This window comes from Anaerococcus obesiensis, assembly GCF_016599815.1.
Classification (GTDB): Bacteria; Bacillota; Clostridia; order Tissierellales; family Peptoniphilaceae; genus Anaerococcus; species Anaerococcus vaginalis.
In genome coordinates this window covers 1,620,220-1,646,168 of the sequence record NZ_CP067016.1, presented here as the reverse complement: position 1 = coordinate 1,646,168, position 25,949 = coordinate 1,620,220, and the positions used below count along the sequence as shown (strand labels likewise).

Here is a 25,949-nt window from a genome sequence, read left to right as displayed (position 1 = left end):
GATGGAAGAAAATTATTTATTAGTTGATTTAGACAAAATATTAAATAATATCAAATCAATAAAAGAAAAATCTCAAAATTCAAAATTTTGTGCAGTTTTAAAGGCTGACGCTTACGGGCTAGGTTCTTTAGAAGTTGCAAATTACATAAAAAATTACATAGATTACATAGCTGTAGCTCAATTTAAAGAGGCAAAATATTTAAGAGACAATGGAATTAATACTCCTATTTTAATATTAGGATATTTGCCTATAGATAAATATAATGAATGTGGCAAATTAAATATTGATGTAGTAATTTATGATTTAGATTATGCTAAAGAAATAAATAGTAAATTAAATTCAAAAATAAATTGTCATATTGGGCTTGATACAGGACATACAAGAATTGGATTTAGAGATTTTGAAATAGAAAAAATAAAAAAATTAAAAGAGCTTGAAAATTTAAATTTCATAGGAGCTTTTTCTCATTTTGCAACAGCTGATGAGAAAGATTTAACATATACAAATGAACAATATAAAAAATTCACATACATAATAGACCAAATCAAAGATGATTTTGATTTAAAATTAGTTCATATTGCAAATTCTGCAGCATCAATGGAATATGATTTTAAATCAGACTTGTTGAGGGTAGGGATTTCTTTGTATGGCGTTTATCCATCTGATTATATAAAAGAAATTTCAAAAATTAAATTAGAACAAGCTTTTGAATTTAAAGCACAAATTTCTTTTGTAAAAAATGTAGAAAAAGGAACAAGCATTTCTTATGGCAGAACCTTTACTGCTGATAAAGATATGAAAGTTGCTACAGTTGCAATAGGTTATGCAGATGGATTTAAAAGAGCATTTTCAAATATAGGAGAAGTTTTAGTAAATGGGAAACTAGCAAGAGTTGTTGGAAGAGTTTGTATGGATCAAATGATGATTGATGTAAGTGATATTGATTGTAAAATAGGAGATTATATTACAATTTATCCAGATATTTACAAAGAGGCAAAAAAAATTAATACAATCCCTTATGAATTAATGACTTCAATTTCAAAAAGAGTTCCTAGGATTTATAAATGCAATTCTAAATTTATAGGAGAAAATAATGAAAGTTAAAAGAGGAGATTTATTTTATGCAGATCTTTCTCCTGTTGTAGGGAGCGAACAGGGAGGAGTAAGACCTGTAATTGTTGTGCAAAATGATATGGGAAATAAATATTCTCCAACAATTATAGTAGTTCCTGTTACAAGTCAATTAAAAAAATCAAAATTGCCTACCCATGTTTCTTTAAGTGCAAATCAATTTGGTTTGCCAAAAAATAGCGTGGCTCTTCTTGAACAATTGAGAACAATCGATAAGAGAAGGCTAAGAGATAAATTAGGTTCTTTTGATAAGTCGGTAATGTTAAAAATTGATGCGGCAATTGCCATATCTGTAGGAATAGATTAGTGAAAATAAATTTTAAAAACTTATTAATAGTATTCCTGTCGGCTTTTTTTATTTTTTTGCTTGTTAATAAAAAAGAAAATACATATACAAATTTAGATGAATTAGAAATTACTTATATAGACGTAGGTCAAGGAAATGCAGTTTTAGTAAAAACAAAGGACAAAAGTCTATTAATAGATGGGGGAAATAGGTCTAATAGTAGATATTATTATACTTATATTAAAAATAAAAACCTTAAAAAAAAAGCAAGTTAAAGAAAATCTTTTAATTAAGAATTTCTAAAACTTGCTTTTTAATTTCTTTTATTCACTAACACCTGCTATCATTCTAGCTAAACGATCTGAATCTCCGCTACCTGTAACTATAACTTGATCATCTTTTTTAATATCAGACAATAAGTATTCTTTTACCTTTTCAAATGTAGGAATATATTTTGCGCTTTTTCCAGTTTTAATTAGAGCATCAACTACATCTTTACTAGAAATACTTGGATCAAATGGTTCACGTGCTGCAAAAATATCAGTAATTATAACTTCATCAGCTTCATCAAAACATTTAACAAATTCATTAAACAATCTCTTAGTTCTTGTGTAAGTATGAGGTTGCCATACACAAATAAGTCTTCCTTTTGTGTGTTCAGCCAAGGCATTTAAATTAACTTGAATTTCTGAAGGATGGTGACCATAATCTAAAATAATATTGCAATCATTAACATTTCCTATTAATTGCATTCTTCTTTCAAGACCAGTGTAGGCTTCGATATTTTTTTTGATCGTTTTTATGTCAACACCACTTTCTAAAGTAGCAATGATTGATGCGCAAGCATTATTTATATTATGTCTTCCAAGAATTGCTAGCTCAAAATGTTCAACATCTCCATTTTTCATTATCAAATCAAATCTAGGCTTACCACTTTCATCAAAACTTATATTTGTAGCATTATAATCAGCATCAGGATTATCTTGTCCATAGGTAATCAATTCTCCTTGAACTGCATCTATAACTAATTTATTATTTTCTTCATTTAAATTCAAAATTGTTTTTGAATCTTTACTTTGATTTCTCAAGTAAAATTTAAAAGTTTCAACTATGTCATTTATGTCTTTATAATAATCAAGATGATCTTCGTCAATATTTAAAATTATTCCAATTGAAGGGTAATAATATCTTATATTTCCTTTATATTCACAAGCTTCTGTTACTAATATATCCTTATCGCCAACATGAACATTTCCTTCGATTTCATCAAGATCTCCACCCAATAAAATAGTAGGATTTTTTGTAGAATTCATAAGAATTTTTGAAATCATACTTGTTGTTGTACTTTTTCCATGAGAACCAGAAACTGCAATAGAATTTTTGTAGTTTTTCATCAAACCACCCAAGAAAACCCCACGGCTTACTACAGGAATATCAAGTTTTCTAGCTGCAACTAATTCTTCATTATTTTCGGCGATTGCATCTGTATATATAACTAAATCTGGATTTTTAATATTTTCTTTTTTTTGTCCAATTGTATATTTAATTCCATTTTTATCTAAATGTTTGCTTGTTTCAGAAATTGAAATGTCAGATCCTGTAACCTTATAACCATTATTATTTAATAAAATAGCAATACCACTCATGGAAATTCCACCAATTCCTATCATATGTATATTTTTATATTTATAATCATTTATGTTAAATTCGAACATTGATGCTCCTTTATTTTTATATTTTTTGCCTAACTATTATACCATAAAATTTATACAAAGACCATTAATTTGATATTTCTAACAACTTTTACCAAATTGACAGTAAAGTCATAAAATGATAATCTTTATTTATAAGCAAATAGTTAGAGAGGTTTTTAATGAAATATATAATAGGAAATGATCATGGTGGTATTGATCTAGTTGATAGCGTAGAAGAAAAACTTTTAGAACTTGGATATGAAGTTGAAAAAGTTGGAACATTTACAAAAGAATCTTGTGATTATTCAGATTTTGCAAAAATTGCATGCGAAAAAGTTTTAAACAAAGAAGCTGATTTTGCTGTTTTAATTTGTGGGACAGGAATAGGAATGAGTCTTGCTGCCAATAAATTTAAAGGTATAAGAGCAGCTTGCGTGTCTGAGACATATTCTGCAAAAATGTCTAGAGCGCACAATAATAGTAATGTTTTGTGCATAGGTTCAAGAGTAATTGGCTCAGAAGTTGCAAAAATGATTGTAGAGATTTTTGCTACAACAGAATTTGAAGGCGGACGTCATCTTAAAAGAGTAAATAAAATCAAAGAAATTGAGGAGAATAATTAATGTTTGATAAAAAAGATTTAAAAGCTGTAAATGCAATAAGATGTTTATCAATAGCACAAATTGAAAAAGCAAATAGTGGCCATCCAGGTCTTCCAATGGGAGCAAGTCCTATGGCTTATGTTTTGTGGAATAAAATAATGAATGTTAATCCTAAAAAAAGCAATTGGCACAACAGAGATAGATTTGTTTTGTCAGCTGGCCATGGTTCAGCTATGCTTTACTCTCTATTACATTTATCAGGCTATGATTTGAGTATTGATGATTTAAAAGATTTCAGACAAATTGGCTCAAAAACTCCAGGCCATCCAGAAAGAAAACATACAGATGGTGTTGAAGTAACAACTGGTCCTTTGGGCCAAGGAATTGCAAATGCAGTTGGATTTGCAATAGCTGAAAAACATCTTGCTGCATTGTATAACAAAGATGGATTTAACATAGTTGATCATTATACTTATGCAATATGCGGAGATGGAGATTTGATGGAAGGAATTTCATACGAATCAATGTCTTTAGCAGGTCATTTAAATTTAAATAAATTAATAATTCTTCATGATTCAAATGATATTTGTTTGGATGGAAATTTAAATACATCTTTTTCAGAAAATATTGAACAAAGAGTTAAAGCTCAAAATTGGAATTATATTAAAGTTTTGGATGGGAATAATCTTGAAGAAATTTATGATGCAATTAATAAAGCAAAAGAAAATAAAAATGGTCCAACTTTTATAGAAGTTAAAACAGTTATTGGTTATGGTTCAAAAAATCAAGGAACAAATAAAGTTCATGGTGCACCAATTGGAAATGACGATTTTATAGAAGCAAAAAAATTCTACAATTGGGAATATGAAGATTTTGAAATTTCAGAAGATGTTTATGATACATTCAAAGAAAATATTATAGAAAATGGTAAAAAATCATACGAAAAATGGGAAAAACTTTTAGCAGAATATAAGGAAAAATATCCAAAAGACTATAAAGAATATATTAATGGATTTGAAAGAAAATTACCAGAAAATTGGATGGAAGAAATCAAAAAATATTCTCCATCTGATGATAGTCTTGCAACAAGAGCTTCTAGTGGAGAAATAATCCAAGATTTAGCAAAAGTCACAAAAAATTTCTGGGGCGGAAGCGCAGATTTATTTTCATCTAACAAAACAAATATAAAAAATGCTGAAAGATTTTCAGACACAAATCCTTGTGGAAGAAATGTTTGGTATGGAGTTAGAGAATTTGCTATGAGTGTAATAGCAAATGCCATTGTAGCACACGGCGGAACTTTCCATCACGTTTCTACATTTTTTGTATTTTCAGATTATTTAAAAGCAGGTTTAAGAATTTCAGCTCTTTCACAAATTCCTGTAACTTATGTTTTCACTCATGATTCTGTTGCTGTTGGAGAAGATGGACCAACACACCAACCAATAGAACAATTAGCAATGATTAGAACAATACCAAATGTAATAATGCTAAGACCAGCAGATGCAAATGAAGTTAGACTTTCTTGGAAAATTGCTCTTGAAAGCAAAAATTGCCCAGTAGTTATAGCTTTAACACGTCAAAACGTAAGTAATCTTGAAGCTACACAAAATATTGATGATATTTCAAATGGAGCCTATATAATTAAAGATTCTGATAAAGAAGTTCCAGATGGAATTTTAATTGCAACAGGTAGTGAAGTAGAATTAGCTTTACAAACAAGAGATGAATTGAAAAAATCTGATATTGATGTAAGAGTTGTATCAATGCCATCAATGGAATTATTTAGAAAACAAGACCAAGCTTATAAGGAAAAAATTCTTCCAGCTAATGTTAAAAATAGAGTTTCAATTGAAATGGCAAGTTCATTTGGATGGAGCGAATTTACAGGAGATAAGGGAATAAATATTTCTATTGATAGATTTGGAATATCAGGTAATTTTAAAGATGTGCAAAAAGAATTAGGATTTACTAAAGAAGAGATAGCTAAAAAATATATAGAAAAATATAATTAATTTGTAGGGGACTGTTGCAGAATTATTTATTTATAATTTTGCAATAGCCCTTTTTATTTTAAAAATATTTTAAAAAGTGATATTATATTACTAGAAATATAAAAATAAGGAGTAATTATGACAATACCAACACCACATATTTCAGCAAAAAGTAAAGATGAAATAGCAAATACAGTTTTGATGCCAGGAGATCCTTTAAGAGCTAAATATATAGCAGAAAATTTTCTTGAAGATGCAAAAGAATTTACAAATACAAGAGGAATGTACGGATATACTGGTTATTATAAAGGAAAAAGAGTTTCAGTAATGGGAAGTGGAATGGGAATTCCTTCATCAATGATTTATTTTAATGAATTATTTAATTTTTATGATGTCGATACAATAGTCAGAATTGGAAGTGCTGGAAGTATGCAAGAAAATATAAAATTACACGATATTGTTCTTGCAACAAGTGCTTGTAGTGAATCATCAATTAACGATAATTTATTTGGAAATATTCATTATTCTCCAACACCTGATTTTGATTTATTACTTGATGCATACAAAAAAAGTCAAGAATTAGGATACACAACTCACTGTGGTCAAGTTCATTCATCAGACCAATTTTATAGTGAAATGGATCCAAAAGTTTTTGAAAATTTACAAAAATATGGAGTTTTATGTGTAGAGATGGAATCTTATGGTCTTTTTACTGTAGCAAGAAAATATGGAAAAAGAGCCTTAGGAGTTTTTACAATTAGTGATTCCTTAGTATCTAACGAATCTGATAGTGCAGAAAATAGACAAAGTGCTTATACACAAATGATGACACTTGCTTTAGAAGTTGCACCAGAATAAGGAGATTAGATGTTAAAAAATGTAATACTTGCTGCTGGAGAAGGTACTAGAATGAAATCTAATACCTCAAAAGTTATGACTAAAATTTTAAATAGAGAGCTTATAACTTATATAGTTGATGCTTGCTCATTTGAAAATTCAAATACTATAATAATTGGTGGAAAAAATAAGGATTTATTAAAAGAAAAATTTCCAAATATTGAAATAAAAGAACAAAAGATTGGAAAAGAATTCCCTTACGGAACAGCTTATGCTGTAAGTATGGCTATTGATTTAATAAATGACGATGATGATTGTCTTATTTTAAATGGAGATATTCCACTAATTACAAAAAAATCTCTTGAAGATTTTATTGATTTTCATAAAGAAAATAACAATAGTCTAACTGTTATGTCAACAAAAGTTGATAATCCAAAAGGATATGGAAGAATAATACGAGAAAATAATAAATTCCAAAAAATTGTAGAAGAAAAAGATGCAAGCGAAAAAGAAAAAGAAGTAAATGAAATCAACGTTGGTATCTATGCTTTAAAAGGGATTGATCTAAAAAATTCTTTAAAAAAGATTAACACTGACAACAAGTCCAATGAATATTATTTAACAGACTGTATCGAAATTTTAAATAATGAAGGAAAAAAAGTAGAAGCTTATATGTCTGACAATCCTGATCAATTTTATGGAATAAATAATAAAAAAGAGCTAGCAAATGCTACAAAACTTTTAAGACAAAGAATTAATGATTATCACATGTTAAATGGTGTAATTATTGATAATCCTAGTATAGTAGATATTGAAATGGGCGTAAAAATTGGAAAAGATACTGTAATATCTGGTCCATGTAAAATTATAGGAAATACAGAAATTGGCGAAGATTGTATTATTGAAGGCTCATCTAGAATTGAAGATTCAATAATAAAAGATAAGGTTAAAATTGACAATTCTGTAATAGAAAAATCTTTTGTTGATCAAGGTACAGATATTGGTCCGTTTTCACATTTAAGACCTAAGGCTAAACTTGGCAAAAATGTCCATATTGGAAATTTTGTGGAAGTTAAAAATTCTAATGTTGATGATAATACAAAAGCAGGACACCTAGCTTATATCGGAGATTGTGATTTAGGTAAAGATATAAATATTGGTTGTGGAGTAATTTTTGTAAATTATGATGGTAAATTTAAGCATAGGTCAATTATTGAAGATGGAGCATTTATAGGATCAAATTCTAATATTGTAGCACCTGTTCATGTGAAAAAAGAGGGATATATTGCTGCAGGCTCAACAATAACAAAAGATGTTGACCAAGGAGAGCTTTCAATAGAAAGAGCTGAACAAAAAAATATATCTGGTTACGTTGAAAAAAAGAAAAAAAGAGATTTGGAAAAGTTAAAGGAGCAAAATTAAAAATGAGTGAATGTTCAAGTTCATCACATATCAAAAGAGGCGATTTAGTTGTATTGGCAGGAAACTCTAATCCTGATTTAGCAGAAGCTGTTGCAAAATCATTGGGCATTAAATTAGGAGAAGTTGAAGTTAAAAAATTTGCAGATAGTGAAATTAATGTAAAAATTAACGAAGCTGTAAGAGGCAAGGATGTATATATCATTCAACCTACTTCTTATCCAACAAACGACAATCTAATGGAATTATTAATTATGACAGATGCATGTAAAAGAGCATCTGCAGGTTATGTTAACCTAGTAGTTCCGTATTATGGCTATGCAAGACAAGATAGAAAAACTAGAGGAAGAGAACCAATTAGTGCTAAACTTGTAGCAAATCTTATGACTGTTTCTGGAGCTGATAGGGTTATAACAATGGATCTTCATGCTGGTCAAATTCAAGGATATTTTGATATACCTCTTGATCACTTTACTGCTATTAGATTATTGTCATCATATTTTAAAGAAAAAGCATTTGACAATCCAGATGAATATGTAGTAGTAAGTCCTGATTTAGGAGGAGTAACTAGAGCTAGAAGCTTTGCTGATTATTTAAAATTAACAATAGCAATAATTGAAAAAAGACGTCCAAGACCAAATGTTTCAGAAGTTATGAATGTAATTGGAGATTTTGAAGGTAAACATTGTATTTTAGTTGATGATATTATTGATACTGCTGGAACTATTTGCAATGCAGCAAATTATCTAAAAGAACATGGTGCAAAAGAAGTTTCAATTGCTGCAACTCACGGTGTTTTAAGTGGAAATGCTTGCGAAAATTTAGAAAATTCTTGTGTAAAAGAAGTAGTTATTACAGATACAATAAAATTACCTGAAGAAAAGAAAATTCAAAAAATCAAACAAATCTCAATAGCTCCTTTATTAGCTGAAGCTATAAATAGAATTAACACTTACGAATCAATAAGTGGTCTTTTTGAGGACGGTAAATAAAAATGTATTATATTGTAGGCTTGGGTAATCCTGGTATACAGTATGAGAACACAAGACATAACGCTGGCTTTATAACTATTGATTATTTAGCTAGAAAATATAGTATTGATGTAAGAAAAATTAAATTTAAATCTTTAATTGGCCAGGGAGTAATTTCTGGCCATAAAGTTATGCTTGTAAAACCTCAAACTTATATGAATAATTCAGGAGAAGCTATTAGAGAAATATATAAATATTTTGATTTTGACCATGATAAACTAATAGTTATTTATGATGATATAGATATTGATTTTGGAAGTATTAGAATAAGAAAAAAAGGTTCAGCTGGAACTCATAATGGAATGAAGTCAATTATTTACAATCTAGAATTTGATGATTTTCCAAGAATAAAAGTTGCAGTTGGAAAAAAACCTTCATATATGGATTTGGCGAATTTTGTATTAAGTGGATTTTCAAAACAAGAAGTTAAAATCATTGAAGAAGAAGTAAAGCTTGCAAGTGATGCTATAGAGATGATTTTAGAAGAAGGAATAGAAAAAACTATGAGTATGTTTAATTCAAAAAGGCTAGTTGAAGATAATGAATAGCCTTATTAATGAAATTTATAATATTAGTCAAGTTAAGGAAATAATTGAAAATTATAAAAAATTATCTCCAATATTTTTACATGGCCTAACTGATGAGAGCAAGGCTCATATTTTTCAAACTCTATTTACTTACACCGGAAAAACATTAATTATTATTTGCGAGAATGAAAAAAAAGCAAAGTTAATGTGTGATGACATTAATTCTTTGCAAGATGATTCTTGTATGTATTTTCCATCAACTGAAATTAACTATTACAATATTAAAAATTTAGAAAATAATAATGAAATAAATCGAATTGAAGTTTTAACAAAGCTTATTAATGAGGATAAGTTTATAATTACTACTACTTTAGATGCCTTAAGAAATAAATTAACTCCAAGAAAAATTTTTAAAGATAAGTCATTTAAAATTTATATTGATAGTGAATTAGATTTAAGAGAGGTAAAAAAATCATTTATAGAATTAAATTATGATTTTACAAAATTAGTTGAGTCAAAAGGAGAATTTTCTATTAGGGGCTCAATAATAGATTTTTGGCCTATAGAATATGATAATCCTATAAGAATAGAATTATTTGATACAGAAATAGATTCAATGAGATTTTTTGATAAAGACACTCAAAGATCTCTTGAAAATATTGATGAAATAATAATTAGACCAACAAAAGAGTTAATTTATGATAAAAATGATTATCAGAAAATAATTGAATTAATAAAAAAAGATATAAAAAATATATCAGATTCAAGTAATTCTACAAAATTAAAAGATAAATATAACCAAATAATTTCTTATCTCAGTGATAGTTTATATATCGCAAATGAAGATTTAATTACTCCCTATAGAAATGAAAATTTTGATGACTTTTTTGATTATTTAGATAAAGATTCAATATTTCTTTTTCAAGATTTAAATAGGTCAATTGACAATTTTTCACAAGATAAGGAAAAATCAGATCTAGATTTTACAAATCAGTTAGAAAATGAGGAAATATTTCCATCATTTAAAAATATTAAAATAGATATAAATAAAATTTTTACTAATATCAAATCTTATCCTATAATAAATTCTTCAAGTTTATTAAAAAACAATAATATAATAAAAGCAAAAAAAATTATTGAATTAAAATCTATTGAGCAAGAAAATTTTAATAAAAATATTGAAAATTTCATTTTTAATATTAATTCTTTAATTAAAAATAATGAAAAAGCTATTATTTTTGCATCTGATAAAAAATCTCTAGAAAGTATAAAAGAAATTTTTAATGAAAATAATATTGGAAATTTTTCTATTGGTCTAGATTCTGATTTAAATAATACTAATATAATCTTAACTGAAAATTCTTTATCAAGAGGTTATATTTTCACTGACAAAAAAATAAATGTATATTCTCATAGGGATATTTTTGGTAAAGATAAATTTAAGAATAAAAAAACAAGAAAGAAACAAGTAAGCGCTAAAGATATAATTAATTATTCTGATATAGAAATTGGCGATTATGTAGTTCATGAAAATAATGGTATTGGTATATATAAAGGAATATCTAAAATTGAAGTAAATAATACCAAAAAAGATTATTTTGTAATTGAATACAAGGGAAATGATAAAGTATTTGTTCCTGTTGACCAAATGGGTTTAGTTAGTAAATATATTGGTAACAAAGGGGACAAGCCAAAAATTTCATCACTTGGAAGTAATCAATGGAAAAAAGCTAAACAAAGAGCAAAAAAAGCTGTAGATGAAATAGCAGATGATTTGGTAGAACTTTACGCAAAAAGATCAAAAGCCAAGGGACGTGCTTTTAGTGAAGATACAACTTGGCAAAAAGAATTTGAAGATTCTTTTATTTATGAAGAAACGGATAGCCAAGTAAGATCTATTAATGAAATTAAAGATGATATGGAAAATATCAAACCAATGGATAGACTTCTTTGTGGAGATGTTGGTTATGGAAAAACTGAAGTAGCTTTAAGAGCTGCATTTAAAGCAATAATGGACGGCTATCAAGTTTGTTTTTTAGTACCAACTACAATTCTTGCAAGTCAACATTATTCTACAATGAAAGAAAGGTTTAAAGATTATCCTGTCGAGTGTGCTTTATTATCTAGATTTGTAAGTAAAAAAGAACAAGATAAAAATATAAAAAATTTAAAATCAGGTAAAATTGATATTATTGTAGGAACTCATAGGTTACTATCAAATGATATAAAATTTAAAAATCTTGGCTTGTTAATTATAGATGAAGAGCAAAGATTTGGTGTAAGACATAAAGACAAACTAAAAAAATTAAAAGAAAATATTGATGTTTTAACTTTGTCTGCTACGCCAATTCCAAGAACCTTACAATTATCATTAACTGGGATAAGGGATATGTCAACTTTGGATGAACCTCCAGAAAGAAGACTTCCTGTAAATACTTACGTATTAGAATATGATTCATCAATTATAAAAAGAGCTATCGAAAAAGAGCTTGATAGGGATGGGCAAGTATATTTTGTCTATAATAGAGTTTATAATATCGAAAAAATTTACAATGAACTTGTTGAATTAATACCAGATGCAAATATTGCTATCGCTCATGGGCAAATGTCTGCAAAAAATCTTGAAAAAATAATGGAAGATTTTGTGAATGGGGATATTGATATACTTCTTGCCACAACAATCATTGAAACTGGTATGGATATACAAAATGTAAACACAATTATAGTTTATGATTCTGACATGATGGGACTTAGTCAACTTTATCAATTGAAAGGACGAATAGGTCGATCATCTAGGTCTTCTTATGCTTATTTTACTTATGCCAAAGGAAAAGTTTTAACTGAAATAGGTGAAAAAAGATTAAAATCAATTAAAGATTTTTCTGACTTTGGTAGTGGTTATAAAATTGCTATGAGAGATTTAGAACTTAGGGGCGCAGGAAATATTTTAGGTGAAAGCCAAAGTGGGCAAGTAGAAGCTATTGGATATGACTTATATGTTAAATTCTTGCAACAAGCTGTTAATAAAGCAAGCGGAAAAGAATTTAAATCTAGCGATTTAAATGACGTATATATTGACTTGAAAGTGGATGCTTATATTCCAGAATCTTATATAGAAGATCAAGGACAAAAAATAGAAATGTACACCAGAATATCAAGAATTGAAACTTTGGAAGACTATAGTTTTCTTGTTGAAGATTTGATTGATAGGTATGGAGATATTCCATTAATGGTTGACAATATAATGTACGTATCATTGGTAAAATCCCTTGCTGATAAATTAGGTTTTGATGAAATTAGAGAAGTAAAAAATGAAATAATAATATCTTATGACGATAGAAATAAATTTACTTTTGAGCAATTATCTCAAATTAATGAAAATTATCACGGAGAACTTTCATTTGACCTTTCACAAAATCCAGCTTTTAAATTACCAAATAAAAATACAAAACTGTTAGACTGTTACGAATTATTAAAAGTTATTAAAAATGTTAAGGAGAAAAAATGAACAAAAGACTTATAGCCTTAGTTTTAGCAACAAGTTTTGCATTAAGTGCTTGTGCTAATGATGGAGCAAAAGACAAAAAAGACAACGGATCAAATGAAACTCAAACTTCAGAAAGTGCAAAAGGAGAAAAATTACCAGATGATGCAGTAGCATTAGTTGGTGGCGAAAAAATCACAAAAGATTCTTATAAAGATGAAATGAGTTTTTATTCTGCAATGCTTGCAAGCAGACAACAATTAAAACCTTCAATTGTTCAAATGCTAGTTCAAGATAAACTTATAGCAGATGATATGAAAAAAAATAATGTAAAAGTTGATGATAAAGCTCTTGATGACAAATTTTTACAATATGTTCAACAATTTGGTGGACAAGAAAAATTTGATAAAATGCTTGAAGATTATAATATGAGCAGTGATAAATTTAAAGAAACAATTAAAAAAGATGAAATTTATCAAAAACACAGAGCTTGGTTTGAAGAAAAAAATCCAGTAGATGAAAAACAAATTAAAAAATATTATGAAGAAAATAAAGATACTCTATCTCAAGTTAAAGCAAGCCATATTTTAGTAGCTGACGAAGCAACAGCAAAACAAGTAAAAGAAAAACTAGATAATGGAGAAGATTTTGCAAAACTTGCAAAAGAATATTCAAAAGATACTGCTAATGCAGAAAAAGGTGGAGATTTAGGATACTTTACTAAAGATAAAATGGTTAAAGAATTTGCAGATAAAGCTTTTTCTATGAAAAAAGATGAAGTTTCTGATCCTGTTAAAACTTCTTATGGATACCATATAATAAAAGTTACAGATAAAAAAGATTCTCCAGAAGCATTAAAAGATGAAATTTCTAAAACCTTAAATGATAAAAAATATTCTGATTACCTAACAGACCTATTTAACAAAGCAAAAGTAGTAACAGAAGATGGTCCTCAAAAGAAGGAAACAAAAAAAGAATCAAAAACATCTGATAATAAAAAAGATGAAAATAATAAAGAAAATTCCAATAGTAATAATTAGTATTTCTTTAATTTTACTAAGTTCTTGTTCAAAAAAATTTGATAAGGATAAGTATGTAGCTGTTGTTAATGATGAAGGAATAAGCAAAGAATTATTTGAAAAAGAATTAAGTTATTATCAAAAATTTTATTTAAAAAAATATGGGGATAAATTCTTAGATTCTAAATCTAAAAAGGGAGATTCTAATTACAAAAAATTAGAATCTGAACTTTTAGATTCTTTAATTATGGATCAAGCTATGCTTGATGATTTGAAAAAAAATGGAATCAAAGTAACAAAAAATGATTCTCAAGAAATAATCGATAAAATAAGCCAAGAAATTTCATCAAAGGATTCACTAATTGAAAATGTAAAGTCATTTGGTGTTACAGAAGATGAATTTGAAGAAATTTCATATCAAGATTCAATTAGAAAAAAACACTATGATTATTTTTTAAACAATAATAAGGTTAAAGATTCTAAAATTTTAAAATATTATGAAGATAATAAAAATCTCCATAAAAAATATAAGTATGATTGCTTGATTTTTGATGATAAAAAAGAAGCTATAAAAATAAGGTCTAATATTAAAAATTCTGATGATTTTAAAAATAATCTTAAAAATAAAGTTAGAAATTATGATATTTATAGGTCTGAGTTCGTTTATAACGATGATAATTTGCTTAAAGAATCATCACTAACCAAGGCAAACGAAATAAGTAATGTATTCAAATACAAAGATTCATACATAATTTTAATGGTTAATTCAATAAATAATAACAAAAAAAGTCTTTTGCTTGATGCAAAAGAATTATATTTAAGAAACGAATATAATAATTATTTGAAAAATCTTATAAAAAATTCAAATATCAAGCTTTTTATTTGAAAAACGCTTGAAATAAATAAAATATATATGTATAATCTTACTTAGAGTTAAGCAGAATAGATTAAGATTGATTTATAAGGAGGATATATGAATAAATCAGAATTATTAGTTAATATCTCAGAAAAAAGTGGACTTAAAAAAGTAGAAGCTGAAAGAGCATTAAATGCTTTCATCGAAACTGTAACAGAATCTCTTAAAAAAGAAGAAAAAGTTCAACTTGTAGGATTTGGTACTTTTGAAACTAGAGACAGAAAAGCTAGAGAAGGAAGAAATCCTAGAAAACCTGATGAAGTTATCAAAATTCCAGCTTCAAAAGCTCCAGTATTTAAAGCTGGTAAAACTCTTAAAGAAGCAGTTAACAATAAATAATAATTCAATTTTATATGTTAAAAGCCCAGATTTTTTTCTGGGCTTTTTAATTTATTTTATTTTTTCATATAAGTTTTTTGGATTCTCATCCATATTTACGGTTACTGTTTTGAAATTTTCATAATAAACCATACCAGGTTTAGCTCCCTTTGCCTTGTTCACATTCTTTTTTTCTGTGTAGTCAACGTCAACTTTATTTGATTTAGCTTGTGATGAGTTTGATGCAGCAAGATAGGAGGCTATTTTTATATCATTTTCATTTAATAAATTGGTTTTTAAAATAACGTGACTTCCTGGAGCATTTCTTACGTGGAAAAAATAATCATTTTTATTTGCAAGTTTTAAAGTAATATAGTCATTTTGTCTTGAATTTTTTCCAACATATATATTACTATTATCCACAGTTTTAAACTGCATAGGTTTTGATTTGGATTTAGTTTTTTTCTTATTTCTACTCGTATTTTTAATTATTTTATTTTCAATTAGTTCTTCTTTTATCTCATCTAAATCACTTATGCTCTCGCTTCTTTCAACAAAATCAGATACTTGATTTAAATACTCTAATAAGTCATTTTGCTTTGGAAGATCATCTTTTGCAAAATCTATGGAATTTTTAATTTTTTTGTATCTTTTATAGTAACTATCAACATTCTCCCATGGATTTTTTCTAGAGTCTAGGCTTATTTTTATATCTTTATTGTTATTATAAAAATCTTTTAAAATTATTTCTTTATAGCCTTTGTTTAATTTATTTACATTTGCTGCTAGTAAATCGCCTTTCATTCTTATAGAATCCATATTTTTTTCTTTGCTTAGATTTTTATTTAAAATATCTATTTTTTTATTAACTAATTTAATTTGGCTATTTATTTTTCTTAATAAATTATTTTTAATTTGTCTAAGTCTATCATTGGATTTGTTTGATTCATAAAAATTTTCAATAGCATTACTCATAGAATTGCATAATATTTTTTCAAACCCAAGACCAGATAAATCAAAGGAATAAAATTCCTTATATTTTCTACTATTTTTATATAAAACTGGGCTGTAGGTATTATTAATTAATGAATTTCTAAGTTCATATAGATTATCATTAAGCAATTGTTTTTCATCTTCACTTACAAGTCCCCAATTTATTCTAGGATCAATATTTGATTTGTATATTAACTCTTTAGAAATTGTAGGGGAGAATCCTAAATAATTTTCATATAAAAGTTTTTCTGGATTTTGATTATCTGCTATGTTTTTATCTAATTTTAAAATATCAAGTGAAAAATCTGATTCTAAAATATTAATTTTATTGCTTTCTATAAATTTATATTCTAGACCTGGCAAGATTTCTCTAACTGATGACATTTTAAAATTTACTCTTTTAATGGAATCTATTATTTTATAATTTTCATCTGTTAGTATTATATTGGAATATTTTCCCATTATTTCTACTATTAATTTATTTGAAATATCAAAACCCATTTCATCAACTGAAGATATATGAAAAATAATAACCCTATCCATTTGATATTGTTCAATTTCAACAATTTTACTTTGATTTAAATATTTTCTTAAAACCATGCAAAAATTAGGAGGGCTTATAGGATTTTCATATTTTCTTTCTGTAATATGAACTCTGGCTTCATTATTATTTGCACTTAATAATAATTTGTAGCTTTTTCCAATCGAATAGATATTTAAAACAATATCATTTTTGGAAGGTTGGCTAATTTTTTGGATTTTTCCTCCAAGCAATAATTTTTTTATTTCAAAAGTTATGGCTTTTGTTACTAAACCATCGTAACTCATTAAATCACCTCTTTAATTTTTATATTTATATTATATCAGAATAATATACTTGAACTAAATTTTTGCATAATGTAAAATAGTAGTAATAAGGAGGCACGATGAAAAAAGGATTTTTATTAGTAATATCTGGACCTTCAGGTGTAGGTAAAGGAACAGTATTGCATGACCTTATGAATACACAAAAAAACTTAGTTTATTCAGTTTCTGTGACTACTAGGAAACAAAGGCCTGGGGAAATAGAAGGAGTAAGCTATTTTTTTAAGAGTCATGAAGAATTTGAAAAAATGATTGAAGAAGATAAATTTTTGGAATATGCTAAAGTTCACGATAATTATTACGGTACACCTAAAGACTTCGTCGAAGAAAAAATCAATGAAGGTAAGATAGTAATTTTAGAAATAGATGTTCAAGGAGCATTAAATGTTAAGAAAAATATTGATAATGGAGTTTATATTTTTCTGGCGCCTCCTAGCCTTAGCGAACTAAAAAATAGAATTGTTAATAGGGGAACTGAAACAGAAAGTGACATCAATCTAAGAATGCATAATGCAAGAAAAGAATTATCTTATATAAAAGATTATGATTACTTGGTTGTAAATGATCATTTGAATTCTGCTATAAATTTAGTAAATGAAATTATTAATGCAGAAAAACATAAAGTTTTTAGAGAAGAAATAGATTTTGAAAAGGAGTAAATATGAATAATCCATCTTTTAAAGAATTATCAGAAATAAGTTCAAGTAGGTACGAAATTTGCATGATGGCTGCAAAAAGAGCAAGAAGAATTGTAAATGGATCAGATTTATTAACTAAAGAAGTTGAAGACAAACCTGTAACTCAAGCTTTACATGAAATAATGGAAGGAAAAGTAGAAAAAAATGATTAAGGGTAAAAATATTCTCCTAGGTGTTAGTGGGGGAATAGCCGCTTATAAAGTTTTAGATCTTTGCTCAAGATTAAAAAAAGAAGGAGCAAACTTAAAAATTATTATGACAAAGGCTGCTTGTGAATTTGTTAGTCCTTTGTCTTTTGAAACTATGGGAAAATGTCTTGTCTATTCTGATATGTTTGAAGGAAGTCATGAAAAGGTTCATCACATTGAGCTTCCAAAATGGGCAGATGTTTTTTTGGTTGCACCATTAAGTGCAAATACGCTTGCTAAAATGACTTATGGCATTGCAGATAATATGCTTACAGCCTCACTTTTAGCTTGTGATAAAGACATAATTGTAGCTCCTACTATGAATACAAATATGTTAAATAATAAGGCAACTCAAAGTAATCTTAAAACAATTAAAGAAAGAGGAGTACATATAATTAATCCAAATTCAGGGATTCTTGCTTGCGATACAAGAGGAGATGGCAGAATGGAAGAACCTGAAAATATTGTAAGATACCTTGATTATTATTTTACAAAAAAAGATTTAAAGGGAAAAAAAATTATTGTTTCTGCTGGACCAACTGTAGAGCCAATTGATTATGTAAGATTTATAACAAATAAATCCAGTGGCAAAATGGGATATAATATAGCGATAGAAGCTTTTAAAAGAGGTGCTGATGTTAAATTAGTATCTGGTCCTGTAAATCCTATTAAGACAAATGGAATTGATAAAATCAATATTAGAACTAATTTAGAATTAAAAGAAGCAATTGATAAAGAATTTGATGATTGCGATGCCTTAATTATGTCAGCTGCTCCTACAGATTATAAAGTTAGAGAAGTAAGCGATAAAAAAATCAAAAAAAATGGCGACAATTTAAATCTAGAATTGATTGAAAATGTTGATATTTTAAAATATTTTGGAAATAAAAAAGATAAACAAGTTTTGATTGGTTTTGCTGCAGAAACAGATGACCTTATAAAAAATGCAAAAATAAAATTAGAATCAAAAAAGGCAGATTATATTATAGCCAATGATTTGAAAAAGAAGGGCGCAGGTTTTGATGTAGATACAAATATTGCATCAATTCTTTCAAAAGATAAGGTTGAAAAACTTGATATAATGACAAAAAAAGAACTAGCTAATAAAATTTTGGATCTTTTGGTTTAGGTGATAATTTGTTTTGTTATGTAATACTTGATAGTAAAAGTAGATTTTTGGATAAATCTTTTACTTATCACATACCTGATAAATTTAAAAATAAAATAAAAAAAGGGATGAGGATTATTGTCCCATTTGGCAAAGGCAATAAGAATACTATTGCCTTTGTTTACGATATAGTGGAAAATTTGAATGAAAACTTTGAAATAAAAGATGTTGTAGATATTATTGATTCAAAAAATCTCGTAGATGATGAATTAATTAATTTAGCTTTTTTTATGAATAAAAGGTACCTTTCGCCTTTAAGAGCTTGTATAAAACAAGTCTTACCACCTGGAAATATTAAAGAAATCAAAGAATATTTTTATAAAACAAAAAATTTGGATAAAAAAGATAAGCTATATAAAATTTTAGAAGATAAAAAGTCTTTGGAAGATTTAATTAATAATTATGGCTTAGATATAGATACTTTAAGAAAATATAAAAAAAATAAACTAATAGATTCTTATTTTGACATTAATTCAAATCAAAATATTAATTATAAATACTTACTTAGTCTATCTGAAAATTATAAGGAAATCAAAATTCCAAAAAATGCCAAAAAACAAATAGAAATTATTAATTATCTCAAAAATAATAAAAATTCAGATTATAAAGATGTATTAAGTAAGACAAGCTCAAGTAAAAGTTCTTTAGATTCTCTTGTTAAAAAAAATATTGTAAAAATTGAAAAAATAGAAGTAAATGAATCTTTGGTTAAAGAAATAAAAAATTATGGCAAATTTTCATTAAATAACGAGCAAGGTCAAGCCTTTAATAAAATTATAAAAAATCCTAATGAATCTTATTTATTAAAGGGAGTTACTGGCAGTGGAAAAACTGAAGTTTTTTTACAAATTGTAGAAGAGAATCTAAAAAAGGGAAAAGATTCAATAATTCTTGTTCCAGAAATATCATTAACTCCCCAAACTATAGAGAGATTTCAAGGAAGATTTAAACAAAAAATTGCTATAATGCACTCAAGACTAAGTCAAAAAGAAAGATTTCAACAGTGGAGAATGATTAAAAATGGAGAAGTTAAAATCGTTGTAGGCGCAAGAAGCGCAATTTTTGCTCCATTTAAAAATCTTGGTCTAATTATAATTGATGAAGAACACGACAAAAGTTATATATCTTCCCAAGATCCAAAATTTCATACTGATGAGTTGGCCTTATTTAGAAAAAAATACAACAAGGCAACTTTAATATTTGCATCGGCTACTCCATCTATTAAAACTATGACTAAAGCTATAGATGGAGACTATAAATTACTTGAACTAAAAAATAGAGTAAATGGAAGACTCCCAAAAGTGAATATTGTTGATATGAGAGAAGAATTGAAAAGTTCAAATTATTCAATGATAAGCTCTTTACTATATGAAAAAATTAAAGAAAAACTAAAAAATAAAGAGCAAACAATTTTATTTTTGAATAAAATAGGACATAATTCTTTTACTTTTTGCAGGCAGTGTGGATACGTAATAAAGTGTGAAGCATGTGATGTTTCTATGACCTACCACAAAAATGTATCCAAATTAGTATGTCATTATTGTGGAAGAACAAAAAACCAACCTCATATTTGTCCTTCTTGTGGCTCAAATAAAATTAAAGAATTTGGTGCTGGAACTGAAAAACTGGAAGAAGAAATTAAAGCATTGTTTCCAAAAGCAAATATCATAAGAATGGATTCAATGACAGCAAAAAATAAAAAAACTTATGAAAAAATGTATAAGAATATGAAAGAAAATAAAGTTGATATTCTTATTGGGACACAAATGATAGCAAAAGGTCTTGATTTTGAAAATGTAACCTTAGTTGGAATTATTAGTGCTGATTTATCTTTAAATCTTAATGATTACACAGCATACGAAACAAGTTTTGAACTTTTAACCCAAGTTTCAGGAAGAGCAGGAAGGGCAGATAAAAAAGGCGAAGTAATAATACAAACCTATAGACCGGATAATTTTGTAATAAATGCAGCAAGTAAAAATGATTACGAAAGATTTTATAAATATGAGATAGAAGCAAGAAAAGCTTTCGATTATCCACCATTTGTAAATTTGATTACTATTAAAGTATTAAACAAGTCGAGAATAAAATGCATAGACATATCAAAAAAAATAAAGTATTATCTTGATTTAGAATATGAAAAAGATTTGGATGTTAAAATAATAGGGCCAAATCCATGCAAAATTTCTCGTATAAATAATAAATATAGATATAATATAATTATTAAAACGAATGAGGAAAAATTAGAAAAAATATCTGATTTTCTTACAAGACTTAAAAATTACTTTATAAGTAAAAGCAAAGACACAAGCATACTGATTGCACTAAATCCAAGTGATATAAATTAAGGAGAAAAAATGTTTGATTTTTTTAAGAAAAAAAAGAATGATGAAGAAGAAAATAGCAAAAAAAATCTATCAGATGAAAATAATTTAGAAAAAAGCGAAGAAAATGAAAAAATACAAGAAAGTGGATTTGAAGAAACTATAGAAGAAAATTTTGAAAATGAAAATTCAAAACAATTACAAGATGACGATACCGAAGAAGAATTAGGATTTTTTACTAAATTATCAAAGGGTTTATCAAAAACAAGAGAGCAATTTTCCTCAAAACTTAAAAACTTATTTACAGCAAATGTAAAAATTGATGATGACTTATATGATGAATTAGAAGAAATTTTAATATCAGCAGATATTGGTATGAAATCTACCATTGAAATAGTTGACCAATTAAAAGATGAAATTAAAGAAAAATCAGTTAAAAATGCTGATGAAATTTTTCCTTTGCTAAAAGAAATTATGGAAAAAAAATTAGATGAAAAAAATCTTGAAAATAAATTAAATATTTCAAAAGATAAGCTAACAGTAATTTTAGTTATAGGGGTTAATGGAGTTGGTAAAACAACTACTATAGGAAAACTTGCAAATAACTTGAAAAAAGATGGATACAAAGTGACTTTAGCAGCTGCCGATACATTTAGGGCAGCAGCAATTGAGCAACTCGATTCATGGGCAAAACAATCAAATACACAAATGATTGCTCACAAAGAAGGTTCAGATCCATCAGCAGTAATTTTTGATGCAATTCAAGCAGCAAAAGCAAATAAGTCTGATGTCTTGATTTGTGACACAGCAGGAAGACTTCACAACAAAAAAAATCTTATGAATGAATTAGAAAAAATAAATAGAACAATTTCAACTCATGCTAATAATGCTAATAGAGAAAATTTATTAGTTTTGGATGCAACTACAGGACAAAATGCGATAAGTCAGCTTAGGGAGTTTAAAAATGTTTGCGATATTACAGGATTGATTTTAACCAAACTAGATGGAACTGCAAAAGGCGGTGTGATTTTCCCATTACAAGTTGAACTTGAAGTACCTGTTAAGTATATTGGTGTAGGAGAAGGAATAAATAATTTAGAAAAATTTGATTCTAAATCATTTGTTGAAGCAATGTTCGAATAAACTTGTAATATATTATAATTTATGGTATATTACATAAGTACTATGCACATCTTTGGATAGATTTACGTTGCTAATTTAATTAGTTTAAAATCTAGAAGAAAAAGATGGAAGAAAATAAACGGAGGTAAGATATATGTCAATAGTATCAATGAAAAAATTATTAGAAGCTGGTGTACATTTTGGACACCAAACAAGAAGATGGAACCCAAAAATGAAAAAATTCATCTTCACAGAAAGAAATGGAATCTATATTATAGATTTAGCAAAAACTGCAAATCAAATTGAAAAAGCTTACGAAACAATTAGAGATATTGCTAGCGAAGGCGGAACAGTTTTATTTGTAGGAACAAAAAAACAAGCTCAAGATTCAATTGAACAAGAAGCTAAAAGATGTGGTCAATACTATGTATCTAACAGATGGTTAGGTGGTATGTTGACAAACTTTAACACAATTAGAAATAGTGTAAACAAACTTAAAAAATATGAAACAATGGAAGAAGATGGAACATTTGATCTTTTACCAAAAAAAGAAGTTCTACAATACAACAAAGAAATGGATAAATTAGAAAAAAATCTTGGTGGAATCAAAGATATGGAAGATTTACCAGATGTATTATTTGTTGTAGATCCATCAAATGAACAAATAGCAGTTCACGAAGCTAGAATCTTAGGTATTCCAGTTATTTCAATTGTAGATACAAACTGTGATCCAGATGTAGTAGATATTGCTATTCCTGGAAATGACGATGCTATAAGAGCTGTAAAACTTATTACTTCATTAATGGCTGATGCTGTAATAGAAGGAAATCAAGGTAGTGAATTCGCAGTAAGCGAAGAAGACTTTGAAGAAAATGATGAAGAAGAAGAAACAGAATCAGAAGAGTTAGAAGAAAACGATGAAGAAGAATCTATTGAGGAATAATTAGGAGGAAATCATGGCAGTAAGTGCAAAATTAGTAAAAGAATTAAGAGAAAAAACTGGCGCAGGAATGATGGATTGTAAAAAAGCTTTAACTGAAACTGATGGTAATATAGATGATGCTATAAAACTATTAAAAGAAAAAGGACAAGCTACTTTGGATAAAAAAGCTGATAGAATTGCTGCTGAAGGAATTATTGGTTCATACATTCACAACGATAAAATTGGTGTAATTGTTGAAATCAATACTGAAACAGATTTTTCAGCAAATACTGACACAGTTAAAGAATTTGCAAAAAATATAGCTATGCATATAGCTGCTTTAAATCCACTATATATTTCAGAAGAAGACGCTGATGAAAAAGATGTAGCAGAACAAAAAGAAATATTAATTAAACAAGCTATGAATGAAGCTAATCCAAATATGCCTGAAGACAAAAAAGAAATGATAGCTCACAAAAAAGTTGAAGGTAGACTTAAAAAATATTTCAAAGATGTATGCTTAATGGATCAACAATATATCAAAAATCCTGATCTTACAATTGAACAATATCTAAGAGATACTGCAAATAATGTAGGAGAAAACATCAAAATCAGAAGATTTGCTAGATTTGAAGTTGGCGAAGGTTTAGAGAAAAAAGAAGAAGATTTCGCTAAAGAAGTTCAAAGCCAAATGAATGCTTAATAATTAAATTATAAAGAAAGCCGTTTGGCTTTCTTTTTTTACAAAGAATCCATAGTAATTTACTATGATTTTTTTCTTAATCGTTTGAAAGATAATTTTTTTACTATATAATATTAACAATTGAAAAAATTAAATGATTTTTAAATTTTAAATTTTAAATTTTTATATATAATTTTGAAAGGAGAATTAATGAAAATTTATAATAACGCAAAAGAAATAATTGGAAATACTCCATTATTAAAATTAAATTCCTTGAAAAAAGAAGGTAGAGCAGATATTTATGTAAAAGTTGAAAAAAATAATATAGCAGGCTCTATTAAAGATAGAATAGCTTTGTATATGATAGAAGAAGCAGAAAAAGATGGAAAACTAAAAAAAGGCGATACAATTGTAGAGCCAACAAGTGGAAATACTGGCCTAGCTCTTGCTGCCCTTGCTGCTGCAAAAGGATATAAATGTATATTAACTATGCCAAGCTCAATGAGTATAGAAAGATCGAAACTTGCTCAAGCCTACGGAGCTGAAGTAATAAGGACAACAGAAAATGGTCTTCAAGGATCAGTTGATAAGGCTATAGAATTATCAAAAAAAGACGGATATTTTATGCCAGACCAATTCTCAAACCCCGCTAATATAAAAGCTCATTACGAAACAACTGGTGTTGAAATTTTAAATGAAATATCTCCAGATGCTTTTATTGCAGGAGTTGGAACTGGTGGAACTGTAACAGGAGTTGGCAAAAGACTAAAAGAAAATAATAAAAATGTAAAGATTTTTGCAATTGAGCCAGCAGAAAGTCCTTTATTATCAGGTGGTAAGGCATCAGGTCATAAAATTCAAGGAATAGGTGGAAACTTTATTCCTGAAAATTTAGATTTTGATTTAATAGATGGAATTGTTGATGTTAAAGGCGATGATGCTATAAAAATGTCTAGATATTTAGCTAAAAACGAAGCCTTAGCTGTTGGAATTTCTTCAGGAGCTAATGTATGTGGTGCAATAGAAATTGCTGATAAGCTTGGTGAGGGTAAAAAGGTTGTTACTGTTTTGCCAGATACAGGCGAAAGATATTTATCAACAGAATTATATAATATAGATCAATATGACTTTTGAAGAATATAAAGATGAATTAGTTAAGGCAGCTTTGGAAAAAGATCCTGCCTTAACTAAGGCAGAAGATGCTTTGAGATTTTCTCCGGGAATTAGAGCTTTATTAGCTCATTTTGAGGCACACAAATTATATTTAGAAGGAGAATTTTCTAAGGCAAATGAGATTAGTCAAAAAGCTAGAAGAGAAACTGGAATTGAAATCCATCCTGGTGCTAAGATTGGAAGAAGATGCTATATAGATCATGGAATGGGTGTTGTAATCGGAGAAACTGCTGAAGTTGGCGATGATGTGTTAATGTATCATGGCGTTACCTTAGGTGGTTTAAAAAATGCAAGAGTAAAAAGACATCCAACTGTTGGTAATAATGTTTTAATTGGAGCAGGTGCAATTTTATTGGGAAATATCACCATAGGTAATTTTTGTAAAATTGGTGCAAATTCTGTAGTTTTAGATGATGTGCCAGATGATTGTACTGCAGTAGGAGCTCCAGCTAAAATTATAAAACATAAACATAATAAATAAGAAAAGGGCTGTTATTTAATTTTAAATTATTAACAAATATTTTAAAATTAACAGCTCTTTAATTTTAAGAGGTAG

At 27.4% G+C, this 25,949-nt stretch carries 24 protein-coding genes; 22 read left to right on the top strand and 2 right to left on the bottom strand.

The genetic code is table 11. From position 1 onward, the window contains the following. Window position 1: 1 nt before the first annotated feature. The 3 genes from alr to I6H46_RS08315 are packed head-to-tail and all read left to right on the top strand — an operon-like array spanning window position 2 to window position 1,693. Complete coding sequence (alr, locus tag I6H46_RS08325; RefSeq protein WP_200225809.1) at window positions 2-1,105, top strand: alanine racemase; 1,104 nt, start codon at window positions 2-4, stop codon at window positions 1,103-1,105. Continuing rightward, window positions 1,095-1,439: a type II toxin-antitoxin system PemK/MazF family toxin gene (locus I6H46_RS08320; protein ID WP_019117646.1), complete on the top strand. Its 345-nt coding sequence runs from the start codon at window positions 1,095-1,097 to the stop codon at window positions 1,437-1,439. Before alr ends, I6H46_RS08320 begins: the two co-directional genes overlap by 11 nt. A gap of 56 nt (window positions 1,440-1,495) precedes the next feature. Beyond that, window positions 1,496-1,693, top strand: a complete 198-nt coding sequence (locus tag I6H46_RS08315; protein WP_234287350.1) for an MBL fold metallo-hydrolase — start codon at window positions 1,496-1,498, stop codon at window positions 1,691-1,693. A 48-nt stretch (window positions 1,694-1,741) separates the two neighbouring features. On the opposite strand, the gene murC is transcribed toward I6H46_RS08315, so the two are convergent. Further along, on the bottom strand, window positions 1,742-3,133 hold the full coding sequence (gene murC, locus I6H46_RS08310) for a UDP-N-acetylmuramate--L-alanine ligase (protein WP_019117648.1): 1,392 nt from the start codon (window positions 3,131-3,133) through the stop codon (window positions 1,742-1,744). A 158-nt stretch (window positions 3,134-3,291) separates the two neighbouring features. On the opposite strand from murC, the gene rpiB reads away from it, so the two are divergent. From rpiB to I6H46_RS08260, 10 genes are all read left to right on the top strand, one after another. Beyond that, on the top strand, window positions 3,292-3,735 hold the full coding sequence (rpiB, locus tag I6H46_RS08305; protein WP_019117649.1) for a ribose 5-phosphate isomerase B: 444 nt from the start codon (window positions 3,292-3,294) through the stop codon (window positions 3,733-3,735). After that, on the top strand, window positions 3,735-5,729 hold the full coding sequence (tkt, locus tag I6H46_RS08300; protein ID WP_019117650.1) for a transketolase: 1,995 nt from the start codon (window positions 3,735-3,737) through the stop codon (window positions 5,727-5,729). The genes rpiB and tkt overlap by 1 nt, the downstream gene beginning before the upstream one ends. Before the next feature lie 117 nt (window positions 5,730-5,846). After that, a complete protein-coding gene (deoD, locus tag I6H46_RS08295) occupies window positions 5,847-6,566 on the top strand; it encodes a purine-nucleoside phosphorylase (protein ID WP_019117651.1) in 720 nt (239 codons plus the stop codon). A 9-nt stretch (window positions 6,567-6,575) separates the two neighbouring features. Further along, a complete protein-coding gene (gene glmU / locus I6H46_RS08290; protein ID WP_200225804.1) occupies window positions 6,576-7,967 on the top strand; it encodes a bifunctional UDP-N-acetylglucosamine diphosphorylase/glucosamine-1-phosphate N-acetyltransferase GlmU in 1,392 nt (463 codons plus the stop codon). Window positions 7,968-7,969: 2 nt separating this feature from the next. Continuing rightward, on the top strand, window positions 7,970-8,956 hold the full coding sequence (locus I6H46_RS08285) for a ribose-phosphate diphosphokinase (RefSeq protein WP_026074028.1): 987 nt from the start codon (window positions 7,970-7,972) through the stop codon (window positions 8,954-8,956). A 2-nt stretch (window positions 8,957-8,958) separates the two neighbouring features. After that, window positions 8,959-9,543: an aminoacyl-tRNA hydrolase gene (pth, locus tag I6H46_RS08280; RefSeq protein ID WP_019117654.1), complete on the top strand. Its 585-nt coding sequence runs from the start codon at window positions 8,959-8,961 to the stop codon at window positions 9,541-9,543. Continuing rightward, window positions 9,536-13,030 carry a transcription-repair coupling factor gene (gene mfd, locus I6H46_RS08275; RefSeq protein ID WP_019117655.1) on the top strand — a complete coding sequence of 1,165 codons (3,495 nt, stop codon included), beginning with the start codon at window positions 9,536-9,538 and terminating at the stop codon, window positions 13,028-13,030. Before pth ends, mfd begins: the two co-directional genes overlap by 8 nt. Then, on the top strand, window positions 13,027-14,046 hold the full coding sequence (locus I6H46_RS08270) for a peptidylprolyl isomerase (protein ID WP_004838831.1): 1,020 nt from the start codon (window positions 13,027-13,029) through the stop codon (window positions 14,044-14,046). The genes mfd and I6H46_RS08270 overlap by 4 nt, the downstream gene beginning before the upstream one ends. Further along, the gene (locus tag I6H46_RS08265) at window positions 14,009-14,911 is read left to right on the top strand and encodes a peptidylprolyl isomerase (RefSeq protein WP_200225802.1); all 903 of its coding nucleotides are present in this window, start codon (window positions 14,009-14,011) and stop codon (window positions 14,909-14,911) included. Before I6H46_RS08270 ends, I6H46_RS08265 begins: the two co-directional genes overlap by 38 nt. A gap of 87 nt (window positions 14,912-14,998) precedes the next feature. After that, a complete protein-coding gene (locus tag I6H46_RS08260; protein WP_004838829.1) occupies window positions 14,999-15,280 on the top strand; it encodes an HU family DNA-binding protein in 282 nt (93 codons plus the stop codon). A gap of 51 nt (window positions 15,281-15,331) precedes the next feature. Here the strand turns inward: I6H46_RS08260 and I6H46_RS08255 are convergent, their stop codons facing one another. After that, complete coding sequence (locus tag I6H46_RS08255; protein ID WP_200225800.1) at window positions 15,332-17,080, bottom strand: Rqc2 family fibronectin-binding protein; 1,749 nt, start codon at window positions 17,078-17,080, stop codon at window positions 15,332-15,334. 98 nt (window positions 17,081-17,178) lie between these two features. Here I6H46_RS08255 and gmk point away from each other — a divergent pair, with 98 nt between their 5' ends. From gmk to epsC, 9 genes are all read left to right on the top strand, one after another. Beyond that, entirely contained in the window at window positions 17,179-17,775 is a 597-nt protein-coding gene (gene gmk / locus I6H46_RS08250; RefSeq protein WP_004838827.1) for a guanylate kinase, read from the top strand. A 2-nt stretch (window positions 17,776-17,777) separates the two neighbouring features. Continuing rightward, the gene (gene rpoZ / locus I6H46_RS08245; protein ID WP_004838826.1) at window positions 17,778-17,966 is read left to right on the top strand and encodes a DNA-directed RNA polymerase subunit omega; all 189 of its coding nucleotides are present in this window, start codon (window positions 17,778-17,780) and stop codon (window positions 17,964-17,966) included. Next, complete coding sequence (gene coaBC / locus I6H46_RS08240; RefSeq protein WP_195216506.1) at window positions 17,959-19,131, top strand: bifunctional phosphopantothenoylcysteine decarboxylase/phosphopantothenate--cysteine ligase CoaBC; 1,173 nt, start codon at window positions 17,959-17,961, stop codon at window positions 19,129-19,131. The genes rpoZ and coaBC overlap by 8 nt, the downstream gene beginning before the upstream one ends. An 8-nt stretch (window positions 19,132-19,139) precedes the next feature. Further along, window positions 19,140-21,518: a primosomal protein N' gene (gene priA / locus I6H46_RS08235; protein WP_019117657.1), complete on the top strand. Its 2,379-nt coding sequence runs from the start codon at window positions 19,140-19,142 to the stop codon at window positions 21,516-21,518. A gap of 9 nt (window positions 21,519-21,527) precedes the next feature. Further along, on the top strand, window positions 21,528-22,637 hold the full coding sequence (ftsY, locus tag I6H46_RS08230) for a signal recognition particle-docking protein FtsY (RefSeq protein ID WP_019117658.1): 1,110 nt from the start codon (window positions 21,528-21,530) through the stop codon (window positions 22,635-22,637). Window positions 22,638-22,770: 133 nt separating this feature from the next. Beyond that, on the top strand, window positions 22,771-23,559 hold the full coding sequence (gene rpsB, locus I6H46_RS08225) for a 30S ribosomal protein S2 (protein WP_200225798.1): 789 nt from the start codon (window positions 22,771-22,773) through the stop codon (window positions 23,557-23,559). 10 nt (window positions 23,560-23,569) lie between these two features. Next, the gene (tsf, locus tag I6H46_RS08220; RefSeq protein ID WP_180362997.1) at window positions 23,570-24,241 is read left to right on the top strand and encodes a translation elongation factor Ts; all 672 of its coding nucleotides are present in this window, start codon (window positions 23,570-23,572) and stop codon (window positions 24,239-24,241) included. 189 nt (window positions 24,242-24,430) lie between these two features. Next, window positions 24,431-25,354 (top strand): cysteine synthase A, encoded by a 924-nt coding sequence (gene cysK / locus I6H46_RS08215; protein ID WP_200225796.1) that lies wholly within the window; start codon window positions 24,431-24,433, stop codon window positions 25,352-25,354. Continuing rightward, window positions 25,344-25,874 carry a serine O-acetyltransferase EpsC gene (gene epsC / locus I6H46_RS08210; protein ID WP_019117660.1) on the top strand — a complete coding sequence of 177 codons (531 nt, stop codon included), beginning with the start codon at window positions 25,344-25,346 and terminating at the stop codon, window positions 25,872-25,874. The genes cysK and epsC overlap by 11 nt, the downstream gene beginning before the upstream one ends. The last annotated feature ends 75 nt before the right edge of the window (window positions 25,875-25,949 follow it).

Coding starts and splice junctions, on each gene's coding strand:
- murC (WP_019117648.1), bottom strand. CDS start 3,133: ATGTTCGAATTTAACATAAATGATTATAAATATAAAAATATACATATG.
- I6H46_RS08320 (WP_019117646.1), top strand. CDS start 1,095: ATGAAAGTTAAAAGAGGAGATTTATTTTATGCAGATCTTTCTCCTGTT.
- coaBC (WP_195216506.1), top strand. CDS start 17,959: ATGATTAAGGGTAAAAATATTCTCCTAGGTGTTAGTGGGGGAATAGCC.
- pth (WP_019117654.1), top strand. CDS start 8,959: ATGTATTATATTGTAGGCTTGGGTAATCCTGGTATACAGTATGAGAAC.
- I6H46_RS08265 (WP_200225802.1), top strand. CDS start 14,009: ATGAAAATAATAAAGAAAATTCCAATAGTAATAATTAGTATTTCTTTA.
- rpsB (WP_200225798.1), top strand. CDS start 22,771: ATGTCAATAGTATCAATGAAAAAATTATTAGAAGCTGGTGTACATTTT.
- I6H46_RS08255 (WP_200225800.1), bottom strand. CDS start 17,080: ATGAGTTACGATGGTTTAGTAACAAAAGCCATAACTTTTGAAATAAAA.
- epsC (WP_019117660.1), top strand. CDS start 25,344: ATGACTTTTGAAGAATATAAAGATGAATTAGTTAAGGCAGCTTTGGAA.
- deoD (WP_019117651.1), top strand. CDS start 5,847: ATGACAATACCAACACCACATATTTCAGCAAAAAGTAAAGATGAAATA.
- alr (WP_200225809.1), top strand. CDS start 2: ATGGAAGAAAATTATTTATTAGTTGATTTAGACAAAATATTAAATAAT.
- glmU (WP_200225804.1), top strand. CDS start 6,576: ATGTTAAAAAATGTAATACTTGCTGCTGGAGAAGGTACTAGAATGAAA.
- ftsY (WP_019117658.1), top strand. CDS start 21,528: ATGTTTGATTTTTTTAAGAAAAAAAAGAATGATGAAGAAGAAAATAGC.
- I6H46_RS08260 (WP_004838829.1), top strand. CDS start 14,999: ATGAATAAATCAGAATTATTAGTTAATATCTCAGAAAAAAGTGGACTT.
- tkt (WP_019117650.1), top strand. CDS start 3,735: ATGTTTGATAAAAAAGATTTAAAAGCTGTAAATGCAATAAGATGTTTA.
- rpiB (WP_019117649.1), top strand. CDS start 3,292: ATGAAATATATAATAGGAAATGATCATGGTGGTATTGATCTAGTTGAT.
- mfd (WP_019117655.1), top strand. CDS start 9,536: ATGAATAGCCTTATTAATGAAATTTATAATATTAGTCAAGTTAAGGAA.
- gmk (WP_004838827.1), top strand. CDS start 17,179: ATGAAAAAAGGATTTTTATTAGTAATATCTGGACCTTCAGGTGTAGGT.
- I6H46_RS08270 (WP_004838831.1), top strand. CDS start 13,027: ATGAACAAAAGACTTATAGCCTTAGTTTTAGCAACAAGTTTTGCATTA.
- cysK (WP_200225796.1), top strand. CDS start 24,431: ATGAAAATTTATAATAACGCAAAAGAAATAATTGGAAATACTCCATTA.
- rpoZ (WP_004838826.1), top strand. CDS start 17,778: ATGAATAATCCATCTTTTAAAGAATTATCAGAAATAAGTTCAAGTAGG.
- I6H46_RS08285 (WP_026074028.1), top strand. CDS start 7,970: ATGAGTGAATGTTCAAGTTCATCACATATCAAAAGAGGCGATTTAGTT.